Source organism: Deltaproteobacteria bacterium, from assembly GCA_016223005.1.
Taxonomy (GTDB): Bacteria; Desulfobacterota; GWC2-55-46; order UBA9637; family GWC2-42-11; genus JACRPW01.
On record JACRPW010000077.1, the window covers coordinates 1,314 to 16,095 of the forward strand.

General features: G+C 41.7%; 18 protein-coding genes, 1 tRNA gene and 2 pseudogenes (1 of these 21 running past the window's edge). 10 read left to right on the forward strand and 11 right to left on the reverse strand.

Going from position 1 to position 14,782, the window contains the following annotated elements:
* The 5 genes and pseudogenes from purH to HZC45_08100 form a co-directional block, all read right to left on the reverse strand.
* Positions 1 to 1,147, reverse strand: a pseudogene (gene purH, locus HZC45_08080) (bifunctional phosphoribosylaminoimidazolecarboxamide formyltransferase/IMP cyclohydrolase); it reaches 546 nt to the left of the window's first position.
* A 62-nt stretch (positions 1,148 to 1,209) separates the two neighbouring features.
* The gene (locus HZC45_08085; GenBank protein ID MBI5683105.1) at positions 1,210 to 2,628 is read right to left on the reverse strand and encodes a cbb3-type cytochrome c oxidase subunit I; all 1,419 of its coding nucleotides are present in this window, start codon (positions 2,626 to 2,628) and stop codon (positions 1,210 to 1,212) included.
* Between the two features lie 170 nt (positions 2,629 to 2,798).
* A pseudogene (locus HZC45_08090) lies at positions 2,799 to 4,487 on the reverse strand (cbb3-type cytochrome c oxidase subunit I).
* 16 nt (positions 4,488 to 4,503) lie between these two features.
* Positions 4,504 to 5,037 carry a cytochrome C oxidase subunit II gene (locus HZC45_08095; protein MBI5683106.1) on the reverse strand — a complete coding sequence of 178 codons (534 nt, stop codon included), beginning with the start codon at positions 5,035 to 5,037 and terminating at the stop codon, positions 4,504 to 4,506.
* Between the two features lie 26 nt (positions 5,038 to 5,063).
* Positions 5,064 to 5,309 (reverse strand): hypothetical protein, encoded by a 246-nt coding sequence (locus HZC45_08100; protein MBI5683107.1) that lies wholly within the window; start codon positions 5,307 to 5,309, stop codon positions 5,064 to 5,066.
* Between the two features lie 336 nt (positions 5,310 to 5,645).
* On the opposite strand from HZC45_08100, the gene HZC45_08105 reads away from it, so the two are divergent.
* From HZC45_08105 to HZC45_08150, 10 genes are all read left to right on the forward strand, one after another.
* Positions 5,646 to 5,870, forward strand: a complete 225-nt coding sequence (locus HZC45_08105; protein MBI5683108.1) for a NifU family protein — start codon at positions 5,646 to 5,648, stop codon at positions 5,868 to 5,870.
* The gene (locus HZC45_08110) at positions 5,870 to 6,070 is read left to right on the forward strand and encodes a 4Fe-4S binding protein (GenBank protein ID MBI5683109.1); all 201 of its coding nucleotides are present in this window, start codon (positions 5,870 to 5,872) and stop codon (positions 6,068 to 6,070) included. The genes HZC45_08105 and HZC45_08110 overlap by 1 nt, the downstream gene beginning before the upstream one ends.
* Positions 6,071 to 6,163: 93 nt before the next feature.
* Positions 6,164 to 6,556 carry a cbb3-type cytochrome c oxidase subunit I gene (locus tag HZC45_08115; GenBank protein MBI5683110.1) on the forward strand — a complete coding sequence of 131 codons (393 nt, stop codon included), beginning with the start codon at positions 6,164 to 6,166 and terminating at the stop codon, positions 6,554 to 6,556.
* A gap of 23 nt (positions 6,557 to 6,579) precedes the next feature.
* Positions 6,580 to 6,792 (forward strand): DUF1858 domain-containing protein, encoded by a 213-nt coding sequence (locus HZC45_08120; GenBank protein ID MBI5683111.1) that lies wholly within the window; start codon positions 6,580 to 6,582, stop codon positions 6,790 to 6,792.
* Positions 6,793 to 7,040: 248 nt separating this feature from the next.
* The gene (locus HZC45_08125) at positions 7,041 to 7,340 is read left to right on the forward strand and encodes a hypothetical protein (protein ID MBI5683112.1); all 300 of its coding nucleotides are present in this window, start codon (positions 7,041 to 7,043) and stop codon (positions 7,338 to 7,340) included.
* 4 nt (positions 7,341 to 7,344) lie between these two features.
* On the forward strand, positions 7,345 to 7,542 hold the full coding sequence (locus HZC45_08130; GenBank protein ID MBI5683113.1) for a DUF542 domain-containing protein: 198 nt from the start codon (positions 7,345 to 7,347) through the stop codon (positions 7,540 to 7,542).
* Positions 7,543 to 7,842, forward strand: coding sequence for a cupin domain-containing protein (locus tag HZC45_08135; GenBank protein MBI5683114.1), 300 nt, complete (start codon positions 7,543 to 7,545; stop codon positions 7,840 to 7,842).
* 89 nt (positions 7,843 to 7,931) lie between these two features.
* Positions 7,932 to 8,552 (forward strand): hypothetical protein, encoded by a 621-nt coding sequence (locus HZC45_08140; GenBank protein MBI5683115.1) that lies wholly within the window; start codon positions 7,932 to 7,934, stop codon positions 8,550 to 8,552.
* Positions 8,553 to 8,647: 95 nt separating this feature from the next.
* Positions 8,648 to 9,694, forward strand: a complete 1,047-nt coding sequence (gene apbC / locus HZC45_08145; protein ID MBI5683116.1) for an iron-sulfur cluster carrier protein ApbC — start codon at positions 8,648 to 8,650, stop codon at positions 9,692 to 9,694.
* Between the two features lie 181 nt (positions 9,695 to 9,875).
* Positions 9,876 to 10,358, forward strand: coding sequence for a 4Fe-4S binding protein (locus HZC45_08150; GenBank protein MBI5683117.1), 483 nt, complete (start codon positions 9,876 to 9,878; stop codon positions 10,356 to 10,358).
* 7 nt (positions 10,359 to 10,365) lie between these two features.
* On the opposite strand, the gene HZC45_08155 is transcribed toward HZC45_08150, so the two are convergent.
* The 6 genes from HZC45_08155 to HZC45_08180 form a co-directional block, all read right to left on the reverse strand.
* The gene (locus tag HZC45_08155) at positions 10,366 to 11,319 is read right to left on the reverse strand and encodes an ROK family protein (GenBank protein ID MBI5683118.1); all 954 of its coding nucleotides are present in this window, start codon (positions 11,317 to 11,319) and stop codon (positions 10,366 to 10,368) included.
* Between the two features lie 25 nt (positions 11,320 to 11,344).
* Positions 11,345 to 11,419: transfer RNA gene (locus HZC45_08160), tRNA-Thr, on the reverse strand.
* A 98-nt stretch (positions 11,420 to 11,517) separates the two neighbouring features.
* Positions 11,518 to 11,931 (reverse strand): F0F1 ATP synthase subunit epsilon, encoded by a 414-nt coding sequence (locus HZC45_08165; GenBank protein MBI5683119.1) that lies wholly within the window; start codon positions 11,929 to 11,931, stop codon positions 11,518 to 11,520.
* Positions 11,932 to 12,013: 82 nt separating this feature from the next.
* Positions 12,014 to 13,426: a F0F1 ATP synthase subunit beta gene (gene atpD, locus HZC45_08170; GenBank protein ID MBI5683120.1), complete on the reverse strand. Its 1,413-nt coding sequence runs from the start codon at positions 13,424 to 13,426 to the stop codon at positions 12,014 to 12,016.
* A gap of 53 nt (positions 13,427 to 13,479) precedes the next feature.
* Positions 13,480 to 14,343, reverse strand: a complete 864-nt coding sequence (gene atpG / locus HZC45_08175; GenBank protein MBI5683121.1) for an ATP synthase F1 subunit gamma — start codon at positions 14,341 to 14,343, stop codon at positions 13,480 to 13,482.
* Between the two features lie 53 nt (positions 14,344 to 14,396).
* The coding region (locus HZC45_08180) for a F0F1 ATP synthase subunit alpha (protein ID MBI5683122.1) at positions 14,397 to 14,782 on the reverse strand (386 nt) is incomplete at its 5' end.

Below are 14,782 nucleotides of genomic sequence, written 5' to 3' on the forward strand. Positions count from 1 at the left end.
GGTCTATCTCTAATAACCTTAAATTATTCTTGTCTTTTAATATCTCCAATGCATCATCATCAAACCCAGGCGCAATTATTGCCTCTAAAAATATCTTGCTCATCTCTTGTGCTGTTTTTGTATCAACCTTTCTGTTAAATCCGACTACCCCTCCGAATGCAGAGGTCTTGTCGCAGGAATATGCCTTCAGATATGCCTCAATAAGGTTTGTATGTGAGATTGCAACACCGCAAGGGTTATTGTGCTTTATAATCACGCATGCAGTCTCATGAAAGTCCTTTGCCAGTTCAATTGCAGAATTTAAATCCAAAATATTATTGAAAGAAAGTTCCTTGCCATGTATCTGTTTTGCATTTGAGATACATGGTTCATCAATCTTTAAGTCTTTATAAAATGCAGCAGACTGATGCGGGTTTTCACCGTATCTTAATCCCTGCGCCTTTTTAAACTGGACTGAAAATGTTTCAAGAAAAGGGATTGCTTCGCCTTCGGCTCGCAATGACAGTGGGGACAGATTTGAAATCTGTCCCCAATTAACACTTCCAAGATAATTTGATATTGCTGCATCGTATCTTGCTGTTAATTGAAAAACCTTTTTTGCAAGGTAGAATTTTGTTGCTTCTGTGAGACCGCCGCTTTCCTTTTTCATCTCCTCTATAATCATGCCATAATCATTTGGGTCAGTTACTACAGCAACATCTTTATAATTCTTTGCAGCAGCCCTGAGCATTGTCGGCCCGCCTATGTCTATATTTTCGATTGCATCCTCAAAAGAAGCCTGCCCCTGAATGCCTCTATCAGGGGCGCCCTTTGCAATCGTCTCCTCAAACGCATAAAGGTTTACAACCACCATATCAATCGGCGGTATGCCGTGTTTTTTCATCTGCTCCTGATGCTCTTTTTTATCTCGCATACCGAGTATGCCGCCTGCAATCTTTGGATGCAGCGTCTTTACCCTGCCGTCAAGCATCTCAGGAAAGCCTGTCCAATCAGATATATTTACAACCTTTATGCCTGCCTTTTTCAGGACATCGGCAGTCCCGCCTGTTGACAGGATTTCAACCCCCATATCTGCCAGTTCCTTTGCAAATTCAACGATTCCTTTTTTGTCCGTAAGACTAATTATTGCACGGCTGATTCTGGACATTTGCCTTTAACTCCTTTGCTTTTGCTATGTGTGTAATGGTTATGAATAAGGGAATTTACTCTCTACACGTTTAGACTGTTTTTTCTTCCACTTTCAGACGGTTTTTTTACCATAGATACCAGCATGTTTATAACAAATGCGCCGCCGCCTAAAATTGCTACTAGTCCGCCAATGCCCATGATGCTCATACCCAGCATCTTCATAATGCTATCAAGATTCTGCTCTACACCAAATGTCTTTCTCTGCACACCGTGAGCGCCTGCGAGAAAAAGCCCAACAACAAAGAGTATCTGTCCTATGCCGTAGAGATAAGGCTGAATCTTTGCAAGTTTTTTAAATGTTATATCTCTGTCAAATAAAGACAGCATGTGATATGCAAGACCCATAAATGCAAGAGTGACACCGCCGATTACACCGTGATAATGAGACGGTATCTTTACATTTATACCGTGAATAAACAGAGAAATGACCCCACCCATTGCAAACATCACTACTGACATTGCTAAAGAAGAAATACCAGGGTCTTTCCAATCAATCTCGTTTGTTTTGTGTTTGCACCACATTGTCTTTAATATAAAAAAGGCAAATATTATGGTTGATGGACCAAGTCCAAACTGCATGAGTTTTGTAAAAGCGTCTTTGTATGCCTGTGAATGCACATTATACATGAAGAAAAGAAGGGGTGATGGGATCACAAATACAAGGTAATACAAAAGTAAAAGTTTAGCAAACCGTTCAGTAAGAGGCATAGTTTTTAAACATATATTCGTAAGGAGAAGCCATACCAATACCATACCTATTGTATTGACAAACTGGAGTATATGTCCGCCACCCCAGAAAAGTCTTTCAAAAAATGCACCGTGTAAAGAAGGTATCTTGAGAAAATAAAAGGCAAGGGAAAAACATATCATAGCAGCAATTACGGTTACAGCAGATATAAACATCCCGAATGAAACAACTGGTAGATATTCCGGAAATACCTTGTTTTTAACCACATATATAACAGTAATTACCGCATCTGCGACTGTAATTAAAAGCCCGGCTGCAAACATTATAATGCCTGCATAAAACAAAGGATGGGATATTATAGGTATGTAGTTTGCAATTATGGCTGAGCCAAGTCCAAATAATGCTGTTATTGTAATTAGTAATGTCCCGACAGCAGACAGAACAAAACCTGCCCATGCGGTTTTGAAATCAGTCCTGACTCCTGAAAAACCTGCCATTGATAAAGTCCATAACACACCCATAAAAGCCAAAAACCAGATTACAACCGCAAGGTCAACATGACCAACAAGGGCAATATAAAAATAGTCTTTCTGCTTTGGAAGAAAATCCTGTATAACCGGTGTCCTCGCCATAGCAACCAGAAATGCGAATATGCCTGCGAATATAAGGGTAGATACTGCAAACAACAGCCATGCATACGCAAGTTTTTTTGCCTGAGGATTTACCTTTATGCCAGTTAGCGTCCAGTTCATCTATCTTGCTCCGCAAGAATTGTAAAATGTAAATTGGAAAAACTTCAAACCTGAAGGTTTGAGTTACAACCGTAACTCAAGGCTTTAGCCTTGAGGCCTTTTTCAATTTGCAATTAAAAAAGGGTATGCGTTCTAGAACGCATACCCTTTTTGTGAAGCAACTAGATTAACTATCCTAAATGCCACACATTGGACAGCAGCTTAAAGTTCACTATATACACAAGAACAAATACCGCAAGGAACATAAGTGCCAGAACAAATGTCCCTGGCGCCTCAAAACCACCTTTCTCGCTCATAATTAACCTCCTAAATCTGTAGCGCTGATAAATCAGCAAACTACAATTATTTTAACCGATCTTCTTTCCAATGAATACTGAACTAACTGTATTCAATATATACATTGCGCCGCCTATTATAGCAAGCAGTCCGCCCAAACCTGTCAGCATCATAAACAGCATTGCTGTCGGGTCAAATGCATACGGGAATGCAGTTCCTGCAAATGTTATGTCCCAGTGCCTCCTCGGAATACCATAACTGCCTGCAAACATCATGGAACTAGCCATTATAAATATGCCTATGCCAAAGAAGTACGGCTGAATCTTTGCAATCTGCGGGAACATATTTTCCCTTCTGAATATAAGAGGTATCACATAGTATGTTAATCCCATGAATGCAAGGGTTGTGCCGCCAACTACAGTTCCGTGAAAGTGTCCGGTAATTGCCCAAGTGTTGTGCCTGATGATGCTTACCTGCTCTGTGCCAAATGTAACGCCTGTTATGCCGCCGACAAATCCGAATATAAACAGAGACAGCATCATTGCAGAAAAGCCCGGCTCGCCCCATGGCGCCTTTTTAAGCCATTCAAATAATCCCTTTGAATAACCCTTGTTTCTGAGCGCAACCTCTGTCATTGCCGGGACAGCGAAGGCATGTATCATACTTGCCAGAACTGCAAGGTGCATAACATAACCTGTATTAAAGATCTTATGTGCTGTTGATAAAACAGGGTCAACAAGAAGATGATGCTCATTTGCGACATTTATGAACAGGACATAGAGAATGAACGCTGTCCTGCACAGTTTCTCATTCAATGGTTTTGCCCCTGTTGTAAGTGTCGCGAGGAGGTACCATACAGATACCATTGCACAGACATTTATCTGCTGCGATGGATGTCCAAATGCCCAGAATATCAACCTGTAAAACGCCGGGTCTATGCTTGGAAGAAGTCCGAGTGACCAGAGAAATGTTGGGATGTATATTGCTGCGCCGTGCAAGAGTGTAAGCACTGCAATAATAGCAGCAGACATAAGCCCGAATGTAACCATTGGCAGAGAGCCTTCGTATGTCTTTTCCTTTTTAGCAATTACAAGTGTAGCAAAGAAAAGTATGACAGCGACCAGTGTCCCTACTGCAAAGAGTATAATACCAAGATAATATGCAGGATGCGCCTTTAAAGGTGGATATGATGTAAATGTAACATCAGCGCCGCCCATTAAAACGATTGCATTGACAATGCCAGCGCCGACTACCATTAGTAAAAATGCAAGCCACGCTGTCTTTGGCGCTGCAAGCCTGGTGTTTAAAAGCACTGCCCCACCAAAGTAAAGCCCTGCGACTTCAAAAAAGATAATCCACACTACAAGCATATCAAGCGCATGCGCTGTTAAAAACCTGTAAAACCAATCTGCCGGCAATATATGCACTGCGGGCACACGGGTAAGTAAAACAAGCAGCGCTGCTAAACCGCCTATAAGCAAGGCAACAACTGCAACAACGGCATTTGCCTTAATTAGTCCTTCTGCCGGCAGATGAACCTTTAAACCTGTTGTTGGACATGTTCTAAAATCTGCTGAAGCCATTTAATCACCCCCTCTTTTATTTTACAATTAGTTTGCCAATCATAATATGATGGCCCATACCGCAAAATTCATTGCATATTATGCTGTATGTGCCAGCCTCTGTTGGTGTTACCTTTATTACATAATCATAGCCTGGGAGAACCATATAGTTCATAACGAATTTTGGAGATACAAGTGAAAACCCATGTTGAAAATCAGTAGATGATAGATGCAGTCTGTATTCCTTACCCACCTCTAGTTCAAGGATTGGTTTCCACTGATAAGAGCCTCCAACTATGAATACATCGCTGCCTGCAGGTGGTTTAACAACAGGGATGCCGTTTTCTTCGCCAACCTTATACTTCTCTGTGAATGCTGTAGCAATTTCATTAAACTTCATCGGGTCAACCCTGTAGGATTCAGAGGATGGGTTCTGCTTACCCACAACATGCCATACAGGCATTAAAAAGAATGTAAGCAAACACCATGCAAGCGCTATTGCCACCCATACCTTCTCCTCTTTGTCAAGGGGTTCTGAATACCAACCCTTTTCTGGAGATACTATACTCATCTTTACACCTCCTTAAATATAAAAATTTACGGTTTTGCTTGTTCTGGTTGTGATGCTGGTGCTGCCGCTGGTGCTGGCTGTGTCTCAACCTGCGCAGGTGCAGATTTGAATTGAGTCATATATTTATCAACATCCATTTTAGGCTCACTTGTAAAGTCCATCAGTCCCCATATTGTATAAGAGACAATCGGGATAACCAGTCCAAGAACGAGCAGCAGATACATATTCTCGTAAAGAGAATATAGAAAACCACTATTCCCTTGTTCAGCCATGTTTACCTCCTTTGTTTAATCAAATCAAATCAAAATGATATTCTAACCTTGATACTATTTTATCACCTCCTTATGGTTTAATTCTATTTCAAATCTGGCAATATAAAGAAATCTTACAATTTCGGGTTAATTTACTCCCCATAATAGATATTTGTCAAGTGTTTTTTATAACAGTTTTTTTATAAAAAAACTTGGTCTTATTTACTACCATCTCCAAAAGATTTATATGACAAAAGTCATAGATTTAAGTATAATATGTATGTCATTCTTTGTCAGTAAAGTATTTGCCATGCTGTATCCTACAATATGGTATTTATACAGGAGGTTATAAAAATAATGAAGGAGAGGATTGAACAGGCATTAGAAAAGATAAGACCCGCTTTACAGGCAGACGGCGGAGATATAGCCCTTATTGATGTTGATGATGCAAATGGTATTGTCAAGGTGCAGTTAAGGGGTGCGTGCTCAGGTTGTCCAAGTGCCCAGATAACATTACAGATGGGTGTTGAAAGGGCAATAATGGAAGAGGTACCTGAAGTAAAGCAGATTATTGCAGTTTAATGGCTTACCATATTACAAAAGACTGCATTGCATGCGGCATATGCCTTCCAGAATGTCCTGAAGGTGCAATCACAGAAGGACTTCCGTATATAATCAATCCAGTCCTTTGCACAGATTGTGGTGCATGTGCAGAGGTTTGTCCTGTGGACGCATGCAAAATGAAAGCTGAAGAGTTAAAGAGTTTGGGAGTTATAGAGTAAATACAAATACAGTTTAGGAGTTAAAGCAAAAACTCCTCAACTCCGTAACTCCCTAACTCCTAAACTCTATAACTCAAAAATGGAGGTTTATAGATGAGTAAAATTACTGTCTGGTTTATAAAATGCGCAATGGTGTATTTCCTGCTTGCTATGCTTCTCGGTATCCATATGGCAATGGGAGGTCCTATGTATCCTTTTATGCAAATCCATGCCCATTTTAACCTGTTGGGATGGATATCCATGATGATTTACGGCGTAGGTTATCACATCCTTCCCCGATTCAGCGGAAGACCACTTTATAGTGAAAGGATTGCTGAGTGGCACTTCTGGCTTGCCAATATAGGACTTATAGGAATGGCGCTGGGCTGGCTTGCCCGTCAATATGCCGCTAACACTATTATGCTTATGATATTTTCAATAATAGCAGCAATATCTGCATTTTTATTTGTCTTTAATATGTTTAAAACAATAAAAAGGGCAGGATAAAATACCAATGGAGGCGCAATAAAATGTCAAAACAAAAAATCACAAAGGAAATGAATATAGGGGATGTAATAAAAAATTATCCTCAAACAGAAAAGGTAATAATGAAATACTTTGGCAACGGCTGCTTCACATGCCCTGGTTCAAAGATGGAAAATCTTGCATTCGGTGCAACCATGCACAATGTCCCTGTTGAAAATATACTGAAAGATTTAAATGAGGCAGTGGAAGCAAAATAAAAATCAAAAATTAAATATCAAAAGTCAAAATTGATGAAGTCGTAAAAAGTCCGAAAACAGACATTTTGTCATTCCCGTGAAAACGGGAATCCAGTCTTTTCAACTAGTTGCACCGCCTCTGGATACCCACTTTCGCGGGTATGACGACTTTTTACGAGGCCGTCAAAATTAAGGAACTTTATTTTTTAAATTTTTACATTTTAATTTGTCATTTTGATTTTTGCATTTTTATTTTTTAATTTCCAATCATGGACATCACCCTTATAAAAGACAGGATAAAATTTTCAAAAGACGGCCCTCACAAAGAGGTCATAAGCGACATTGCAAAGGCAAAGACTGTTCTTATATGCCTTGAAATCGGTCAATCCGCTGAAGACACTACAAAATCAGAGGTCTCCTTATTTGTACTGGAGGGCAAGGGAAGTTTCATTATAAACGGCAAAGAAGAGAAGGTTGAAAAGGGGGGGCTTCTTGTTTTAAATGGTAACGAAGCATATAATATGAAGGCAGACAGCAGGATGGTTATACTCGCCATCATAACAAAATAGGCACATGAACAACAAAATTACAAAATCAACAATAGTAAACGACGCAATAAAACTCTATCCGAAAACAATCGGGGTCTTCAATGATTTCAAGATAGATTCTTGCTGCGGCGGTGCTGTGCCAATTGAAGAGGCTGCAAAAAGGGACAAGGTTGATATGGTGGCACTGCTTGAGACACTTAATAAAATATCAGCGGAGGGATAGGTGAAACCTGTCAATATTGAAGATTTTAAACAGTTTTCAAAAGAGGGCTTCAGACCAAATATCCTCCGTATAGGGGCTAGGTTCAAGATACCGCTTATATGTATGGAGGACGGACAGTTTATCCCGCCTCATCCCAGTGCAACAGGCATATTTTATGTTATTGAAGGTAGTGCTGAATTTACTATAGCAGGTGAAACAAAAGAGGTGAATGCAGGCTCTGTTGTCATCGCACCACATGGTGCTGAAAGAGGGATAAAGGCAAAAGGAAAACTTATAGCAATAGCGTTTCATGTAACTTAAAAACAGGCAAGTGGCAAGAGGCGATTGGCAATGGGCAAAACCTATAGCCTATTGCCTATAGCCTTTATTCAAACACAGGAGGTTTCAAAATGAGCGCTTTTTTAGGACCAATACACTACTGGCTTTTCAACAAAATCAAACTTGTTGAAGACAGGGAATCCGCTATAGTAAAGGCATTTTCAGAAAAATTCGGCGGTGATGTGAATGTAATTGCAAAAAATGCAAGGGAAAGATACGGTGAACCTGTTGGTGACACACCTATTGACCAGATGATAGGAGATTCACCAATACACGGCTTCCTGCATAACAGGATTACAGTTGCAGAAAGCCGCGAATCATTCATCCTTTCTGAATTTATCAAAAAATACAGCGGTGAAGCAAATAACCCGGCAATGGAAACAGCATACAAGCATGGGCTTGAAACAGGCAGGCATGCCCTTAAGGAATATGAAATAGAAAATGTAAATCCAGAATCAGCATATAAGGTGCTGCAAAACTTTTTCCTTGATGGAATGCCATGCGACCATGTAACAGAGGTTGACCAGCCTTCTGAAAAAGAACTTCATGGAAGACATACCGACTGCCTCCACAAATCATACTGGGACGAGGCAGGCATCTCAGGTAATTTTATGTGCGAATATCTTGCGAAATGGGTTGATGGTTTTATAGCAGGGCTCGGTAGTAGTGTAAAATATAACTATAGCCCATAGCCCACTAAATAGGTAGTCGCAGGCTTTAGCCTGCGCATTAACGCAACCTAAAGGTTGCGGCTACCTCATCTAACAAATTTACAAAGGAGTCAACATTGATTACACAATCTCAAGTATTAGAAGCATTAAGCAAGGTAATGGACCCTGAACTCGGCAAAGACCTTGTAACCCTTAACATGATAAAGGATATAAGGATAGAAGGGGGTGCTGTTTCGTTTCAACTTGTCCTTACAACCCCTGCATGTCCTTTAAAAAAGGAACTGACAGATAACAGCAGAAACGCTGTAATGGCGATACCCGGCGTAAAAACAGTAAACATTGAAACAAAGTCCAATGTCCCTGCGTCAAAGGGTCTGCCTGAAAGAGCCGCCATACCGGGCGTCAAAAATACGATTGCAGTAGCCAGCGGCAAAGGGGGTGTCGGCAAGTCAACTGTTGCAGTTAATCTGGCGCTGGCTCTTGCCAAAACAGGCGCAAAGGTTGGACTTCTGGATACAGATATTTATGGTCCAAGCATCCCGCTGATGATGGGTAAAAAGGAGCGGCTTCAGGCTACACCTGACGGCAAGATATTTCCGATTATAAATTATGATGTAAAGATGGTATCTGTTGGATTTATGCTGGATGACGAAACAGCGCTTATCTGGCGCGGACCAATGGTTATGCAGATAGTAAAGCAGTTTCTGGTGGATGTCATGTGGGGTGAAATTGACTACCTTGTTATTGATTTGCCGCCCGGAACCGGAGATGTGCAGTTGACCCTTGTCCAGACAATACCCTTAACAGGCGCTGTTGTTGTAACAACACCTCAGGATGTTGCACTTATGGACGCAAGAAGGGCGATAAAGATGTTCAATGAAGTGAAAGTGCCTGTCCTTGGCATAGTTGAGAATATGAGTTATTTTGTATGTCCTCACTGCAATGAGAAGACAGAGATATTCAGTCATGGCGGAGGCGAGAAGACAAGCCAGCGGTATAATGTCCCTCTCCTGGGACAGATACCGATTGACCCTGCTGTCAGGGAGGGCGGCGACACTGGCAAACCAATTGTTGTTGCAAATCCATCATCACCACAATCTCTGGCATTTATAAAGATTGCAGAGCAGGCTGCATCAAGGATAAGCATATTGGCACTAACCTAGATTAAAAATCAAATTTTAATAAATCCTAATTTCTAAATCCTAATTCCTAATAAAATGTCAAATGTAAAATAAAAGTATTGGAAATTTAGTCATTGGATATTTTATTAGAAATTAGACATTAGGGTTTAGGATTTATTTTAATCTTTAATCTGTCATTTTGACTTTTGCATTTTGATTTTTAATGTTTATCCATAACCTCTACTTATTTATGAAGCCGCACAGACAAATTCCTCTCCACACACCAGAAGAAAAATTAGATTCCCCTTATGACATAACCACATGCAGGGCAGGGACATCGGGCTGTAAAAACGCCCTTGTTGATGTAAAGGGTATAGCAGAAAATATCAGATTAAATCTGGACACCGCTGGTCTCGGTGAGTTTATAAAAACAAAGGCAAACGGAAATGTCCCCTACCATGCTGTAAGAATAACAGAGGCAATGCCTGTAATTGATTATATCTTGTGTGTCTTGTGCGGGGACTGCGCCAAGGTATGTCCTACAGAAGCCATAATAATTGAAAAAAGGGGGTTAAAGGTCATGGCAAGTGGTAAACTTGGGAGGCACCCCAGACTAGCAGAAACAATTGATGAACTAGCACCTGAAAATAAAATCTACAGATTTATTAAACAGATTATTGCGGTAAACTTAAGCAAGAGGACATAAAAAGGTTCTAAATAGCATCAACTCCCCTTAATGCCATATGTGCAGCACCAACTATACCTGCATTTTCACACTCTGCAGTAACAATCCTTGCCCTCTTACAAGGCACTTTTAAAGCCCTTTTTTGCATTTCCTCTTCAGCCATTTTCAGAAATAAATCTCCCGCCCCTGAAAGTCCGCCGCCAATAACTATTAACTCCATGTTCAAAAGATTCACAAGGTCTGTTATGACGATGCCAAGATAGGTTCCAATTTTTTTAAAAAGATTTCTGCAGAAAATATCCCCATCCCTTGCAAGTTTTGCAATGATTTCCGGGGAGACATTTTCTGGATTATTGTTACAGGATTTTCTTAAACCTTTTGCCAGTATATTTTGAAAACCTTGTTTTGCGCTCCTTACAAGCCCTGTTGCAGAGGCATAAACTTCAAGACACCCTCTACTGCCGCACCCGCATGGAAGCCCTTTAGGTTCCACAACAATATGTCCGACCTCTCCTGCTGTTCCGTCAGACCCGCGCAGGATTTTGCCATTAAGCACTATACCACCACCAACACCTGTACCAAGTGTCAAACAACAGTAGTTTTTATATCCCCTTGCGCTCCCAAGCCATCCTTCACCAATGGCAAATGTGTTTGCATCGTTATCTATAAATATCGGAGAGGTTATTTCTTTGGCAAGTTCGTCCTTCAGATTCATGCCGTTAAGTTCAGGGAGGTTTGGGGACTGGGATATAATACCGCTATCATGAAGTATTGTCCCTGCAGCACCGATTCCAACGGCTATCATGGTATCGTTTTTTAAAGAACCTCTTGCACCTTCTATAAATCTTATAATATTTTTTATAACACCCCTTTTATCGTGAGGGGGTTTTTTCTTTACAGATAAAAGGATTTTACCATCAGGGGCTACAGCCCCCATTTTTAGATTTGTCCCGCCGATGTCAATGCCTATAACATATTGCATAGGATATTATCCTAGAGACGACTCATGGAGCCGACGAAGGGAATTGAACCCTTGACCTGCTGATTACGAATCAGCTGCTCTACCCCTGAGCTACATCGGCAAAAAGTGTTAAAATTACAACTTGCCTATGCCAACCCTGTTAAAAATCTTGCGTATGGGCAACTATATACATTTATGGGAATATCTGAAGGCTTAATGCTATCGTGATAGTTTTCCTGCGACCTGAACCCTTATAATGGCTTTTTCCAATGACGCTGCTTCTTCAAAATACAATTTGTCTTCTTTGTTTAATTTTCGTAATTTCTCTTCAGCCTGTGCCGCCCTTGCCTTTGCCCTTTCTAAATCAATCTCCTCTGCCTTTTCAGCGGTCTCTGCAAGTATTGTAACCTTATCAGCAGATACCTCTGCATAACCCCAACTTACAACAATGGTAGAGTTGGAATTGCCTTTTCCATATGTAAGTTCCCCGGGCTTCAGGGCAGTCAAAAACGGGGCATGCCCTTTCAGAACGCCAAACTCGCCCTCAATACCAGGGGCTGTCACATGCTCAACCTCTTCTGAAAGGAGAAGATTATATGGGGTAACTATTTCTAATAAAAATGTGTCTGACATTAGTTCAGGTTATAGGTTATAGGTTATGGGTTATGGGCTTTAGTTTTTCCTATCACCTATCACCCATTGCCTATAACCTGTATTATTTTAGTTTCTCCGCCTTTTCAAGCGCCTCTTCAATTGTGCCGACCATGTAAAATGCCTGTTCAGGTATATTATCATACTGTCCTGCTGCAATGTCTTTGAAGCCTTTTATAGTATCTTTCACGCTCACATACTTGCCGGGCGAACCTGTAAATGCCTCTGCAACAAAGAAGGGCTGGGACAAGAACCTCTGAATCTTCCTTGCCCTTGAAACAATGAGTTTATCGTCTTCTGAGAGTTCGTCCATACCGAGTATGGCAATAATATCCTGTAAATCCTTGTATCTCTGGAGTATCTGCTGCACATTTCTTGCAACTGCATAATGCTCATCGCCAACAATCTGCGGGTCAAGGATTCGTGATGTTGAGTCAAGAGGGTCAACAGCAGGGTATATGCCGAGTTCTGCAATCTGCCTTGAAAGGACTGTCGTAGCATCAAGATGCGCAAATGTCGTTGCAGGCGCAGGGTCTGTTAAATCATCTGCAGGCACATAGATTGCCTGAACAGATGTAATAGAACCCTTTGTTGTTGATGTAATCCTCTCCTGAAGTTCGCCAACATCTGTTGAGAGGGTAGGCTGGTAACCGACAGCAGACGGTATCCTGCCAAGCAGCGCTGACACCTCCGAATTTGCCTGAACAAATCTGAATATATTGTCAATAAACAGAAGAACATCCTGTCCCTCTTCATCCCTGAAATACTCTGCTGCTGTAAGCGCTGTTAATGCAACCCTTGCCCTTGCGCCAGGCGGTTCATTCATCTGTCCGTAGATGAGGGCTGCCTTATCAATAACCTTGCTCTCCTTCATCTCCAGCCAGAGGTCATTGCCTTCCCTCGTCCTCTCTCCAACACCTGCAAACACAGAAAAGCCGCCGTGCTCCATTGCAACATTATGGATGAGTTCCATAATAAGAACTGTTTTGCCAACGCCTGCGCCGCCGAAAAGTCCAATCTTGCCGCCTTTAAGATACGGCGTTAAAAGGTCAACAACCTTTATGCCTGTTTCAAAGACCTCTGCCACAGTTGACTGCTGTTCAAATGTTGGGGCAGGTCTGTGGATTGGATACCTTATGTCTGAATGGACAGGACCCATCTCGTCAACAGGTTCTCCAATAACATTGATTATCCTGCCAAGGACGCCCCTTCCAACAGGAACCGTGATGCCTGCACCTGTATCCCATGCCTCCTGTCCCCTTACAAGACCGTCTGTAGAATCCATTGCTATACACCGGACTGTATTCTCGCCGATGTGCTGGGCAACCTCAAGCACCAGATTCCACTGCTCACTGTTTATGCTCTGGTTTGTAATCTTTACGGCATTGTATATGGCTGGCAACTGTCCGGGCTGGAACTCAACATCAAGGACAGCACCTATAACCTGAGTTACTCTGCCAATGTTCTTTTTTTCCATTCTTCCTCCAATAAAAATTCCTTAATTTTGACTTTTGAGTTTTGATTTTTGACTTACCCTTTCAGCGCCTCTGCGCCGCCTATAATCTCCATCAACTCTTTTGTAATTGCTGCCTGTCTTGCCCTGTTATATTTTAATGTAAGTCCGGCGATCATCTCTTTTGCATTCTTTGTCGCAGAGTCCATTGCCGCCATCCTGGCGCCATGCTCGCTGGCAGCGGATTCCAGAAGCGCCCTGAATATCTGAACCTCTATGTATTTCGGCAAAATATCCGCAAGGATCGCCTCCTGAGACGGCTCGTAGATATGCTCCGCGCCTGCTTCAGCTTCCTTCAGAGGTTCAATGGGCAAAAGTTTTTGTATCACGGGTTTCTGGCTCAACGCTGATTTGAATTCGCTGTATATGAGATATGTCTCGTCAAATGTTTCTTTTATGTATGAATCCACTATTTCTTTTGCAATCTCTGCGGCAGAGGCATAATTCGGCCTGCCTGAACCCACAGGCCTTTCCTGCCTTATGACCAGCCCCCTGCGCTTAAAATAGTCCTTTGCCTTTTTGCCTATAAGATTAAGGGTTATCCCGGCATTATCGGCATTTTTTCTTATGAAACCTTCCGAGGCCCTTATTATATTGCTGTTAAAGCCGCCGCACAAACCTCTGTCGGATACAATAATAACGAGTTCAAGCTCCACCTTTTTGCCGCCCCTTTTTGAGAGCAGGGGATGCGCATCAGGCCTTACCCTTGAGGCAAGACTGTTGGCGATGTCCAGCATCTTTTGCGCATAAGGCCGCGCTGCCACAATATCGTCATGGGCGCGCTTCAGCTTTGCAGCGGCAACCATCTTCATTGCCTTTGTAATCTGCTGGGTGTTTTTTACGCTCTTTATTCTGCGTTTTATGTCTTTTAAACTGGGCATATTAAATTATAGGCTATGGGGTTTCCCTATTGCCTATCGCCTATTGCCTGCTTTTAAGCTACAAACAATTCTTTAAAATCATCCAAAGCCTTTTTCAGCTTCGGTTTAACGGCATCGTCTATTGCCTTCTTTTCTTTAAGTTCCTTAATCAACTCAGGGTGTCTTGTGTCAAAAAATGTATAAAGCTCTTCCTCGTATTTTTTCAGGGCTGAGACAGGATAGCCGTCTATATAGCCGTTTGTTGCGGCATAGATAATCAATACCTGCTTTTCAACAGTCAAAGGTTTATACTGCCCCTGCTTTAATATTTCAACAAGCCTTGAACCTCTTGCAAGCTGCCTCTGGGTTGCAGGGTCTAAATCGCTTCCAAACTGGGCAAATGCCGCAAGCTCTCTGTATTGGGCTAATTCAAGCCTCAGAGTTCCTGCCACCTGTTTCA

Bases quoted from the DNA above. Each gene is read 5' to 3' on its own strand.
- HZC45_08085 (MBI5683105.1), bottom strand. From the start codon at position 2,628: ATGAACTGGACGCTAACTGGCATAAAGGTAAATCCTCAGGCAAAAAAA.
- HZC45_08095 (MBI5683106.1), bottom strand. From the start codon at position 5,037: ATGAGTATAGTATCTCCAGAAAAGGGTTGGTATTCAGAACCCCTTGAC.
- HZC45_08100 (MBI5683107.1), bottom strand. From the start codon at position 5,309: ATGGCTGAACAAGGGAATAGTGGTTTTCTATATTCTCTTTACGAGAAT.
- HZC45_08105 (MBI5683108.1), top strand. From the start codon at position 5,646: ATGAAGGAGAGGATTGAACAGGCATTAGAAAAGATAAGACCCGCTTTA.
- HZC45_08110 (MBI5683109.1), top strand. From the start codon at position 5,870: ATGGCTTACCATATTACAAAAGACTGCATTGCATGCGGCATATGCCTT.
- HZC45_08115 (MBI5683110.1), top strand. From the start codon at position 6,164: ATGAGTAAAATTACTGTCTGGTTTATAAAATGCGCAATGGTGTATTTC.
- HZC45_08120 (MBI5683111.1), top strand. From the start codon at position 6,580: ATGTCAAAACAAAAAATCACAAAGGAAATGAATATAGGGGATGTAATA.
- HZC45_08125 (MBI5683112.1), top strand. From the start codon at position 7,041: ATGGACATCACCCTTATAAAAGACAGGATAAAATTTTCAAAAGACGGC.
- HZC45_08130 (MBI5683113.1), top strand. From the start codon at position 7,345: ATGAACAACAAAATTACAAAATCAACAATAGTAAACGACGCAATAAAA.
- HZC45_08140 (MBI5683115.1), top strand. From the start codon at position 7,932: ATGAGCGCTTTTTTAGGACCAATACACTACTGGCTTTTCAACAAAATC.
- HZC45_08150 (MBI5683117.1), top strand. From the start codon at position 9,876: ATGTTTATCCATAACCTCTACTTATTTATGAAGCCGCACAGACAAATT.
- HZC45_08155 (MBI5683118.1), bottom strand. From the start codon at position 11,319: ATGCAATATGTTATAGGCATTGACATCGGCGGGACAAATCTAAAAATG.
- HZC45_08165 (MBI5683119.1), bottom strand. From the start codon at position 11,931: ATGTCAGACACATTTTTATTAGAAATAGTTACCCCATATAATCTTCTC.
- atpD (MBI5683120.1), bottom strand. From the start codon at position 13,426: ATGGAAAAAAAGAACATTGGCAGAGTAACTCAGGTTATAGGTGCTGTC.
- atpG (MBI5683121.1), bottom strand. From the start codon at position 14,343: ATGCCCAGTTTAAAAGACATAAAACGCAGAATAAAGAGCGTAAAAAAC.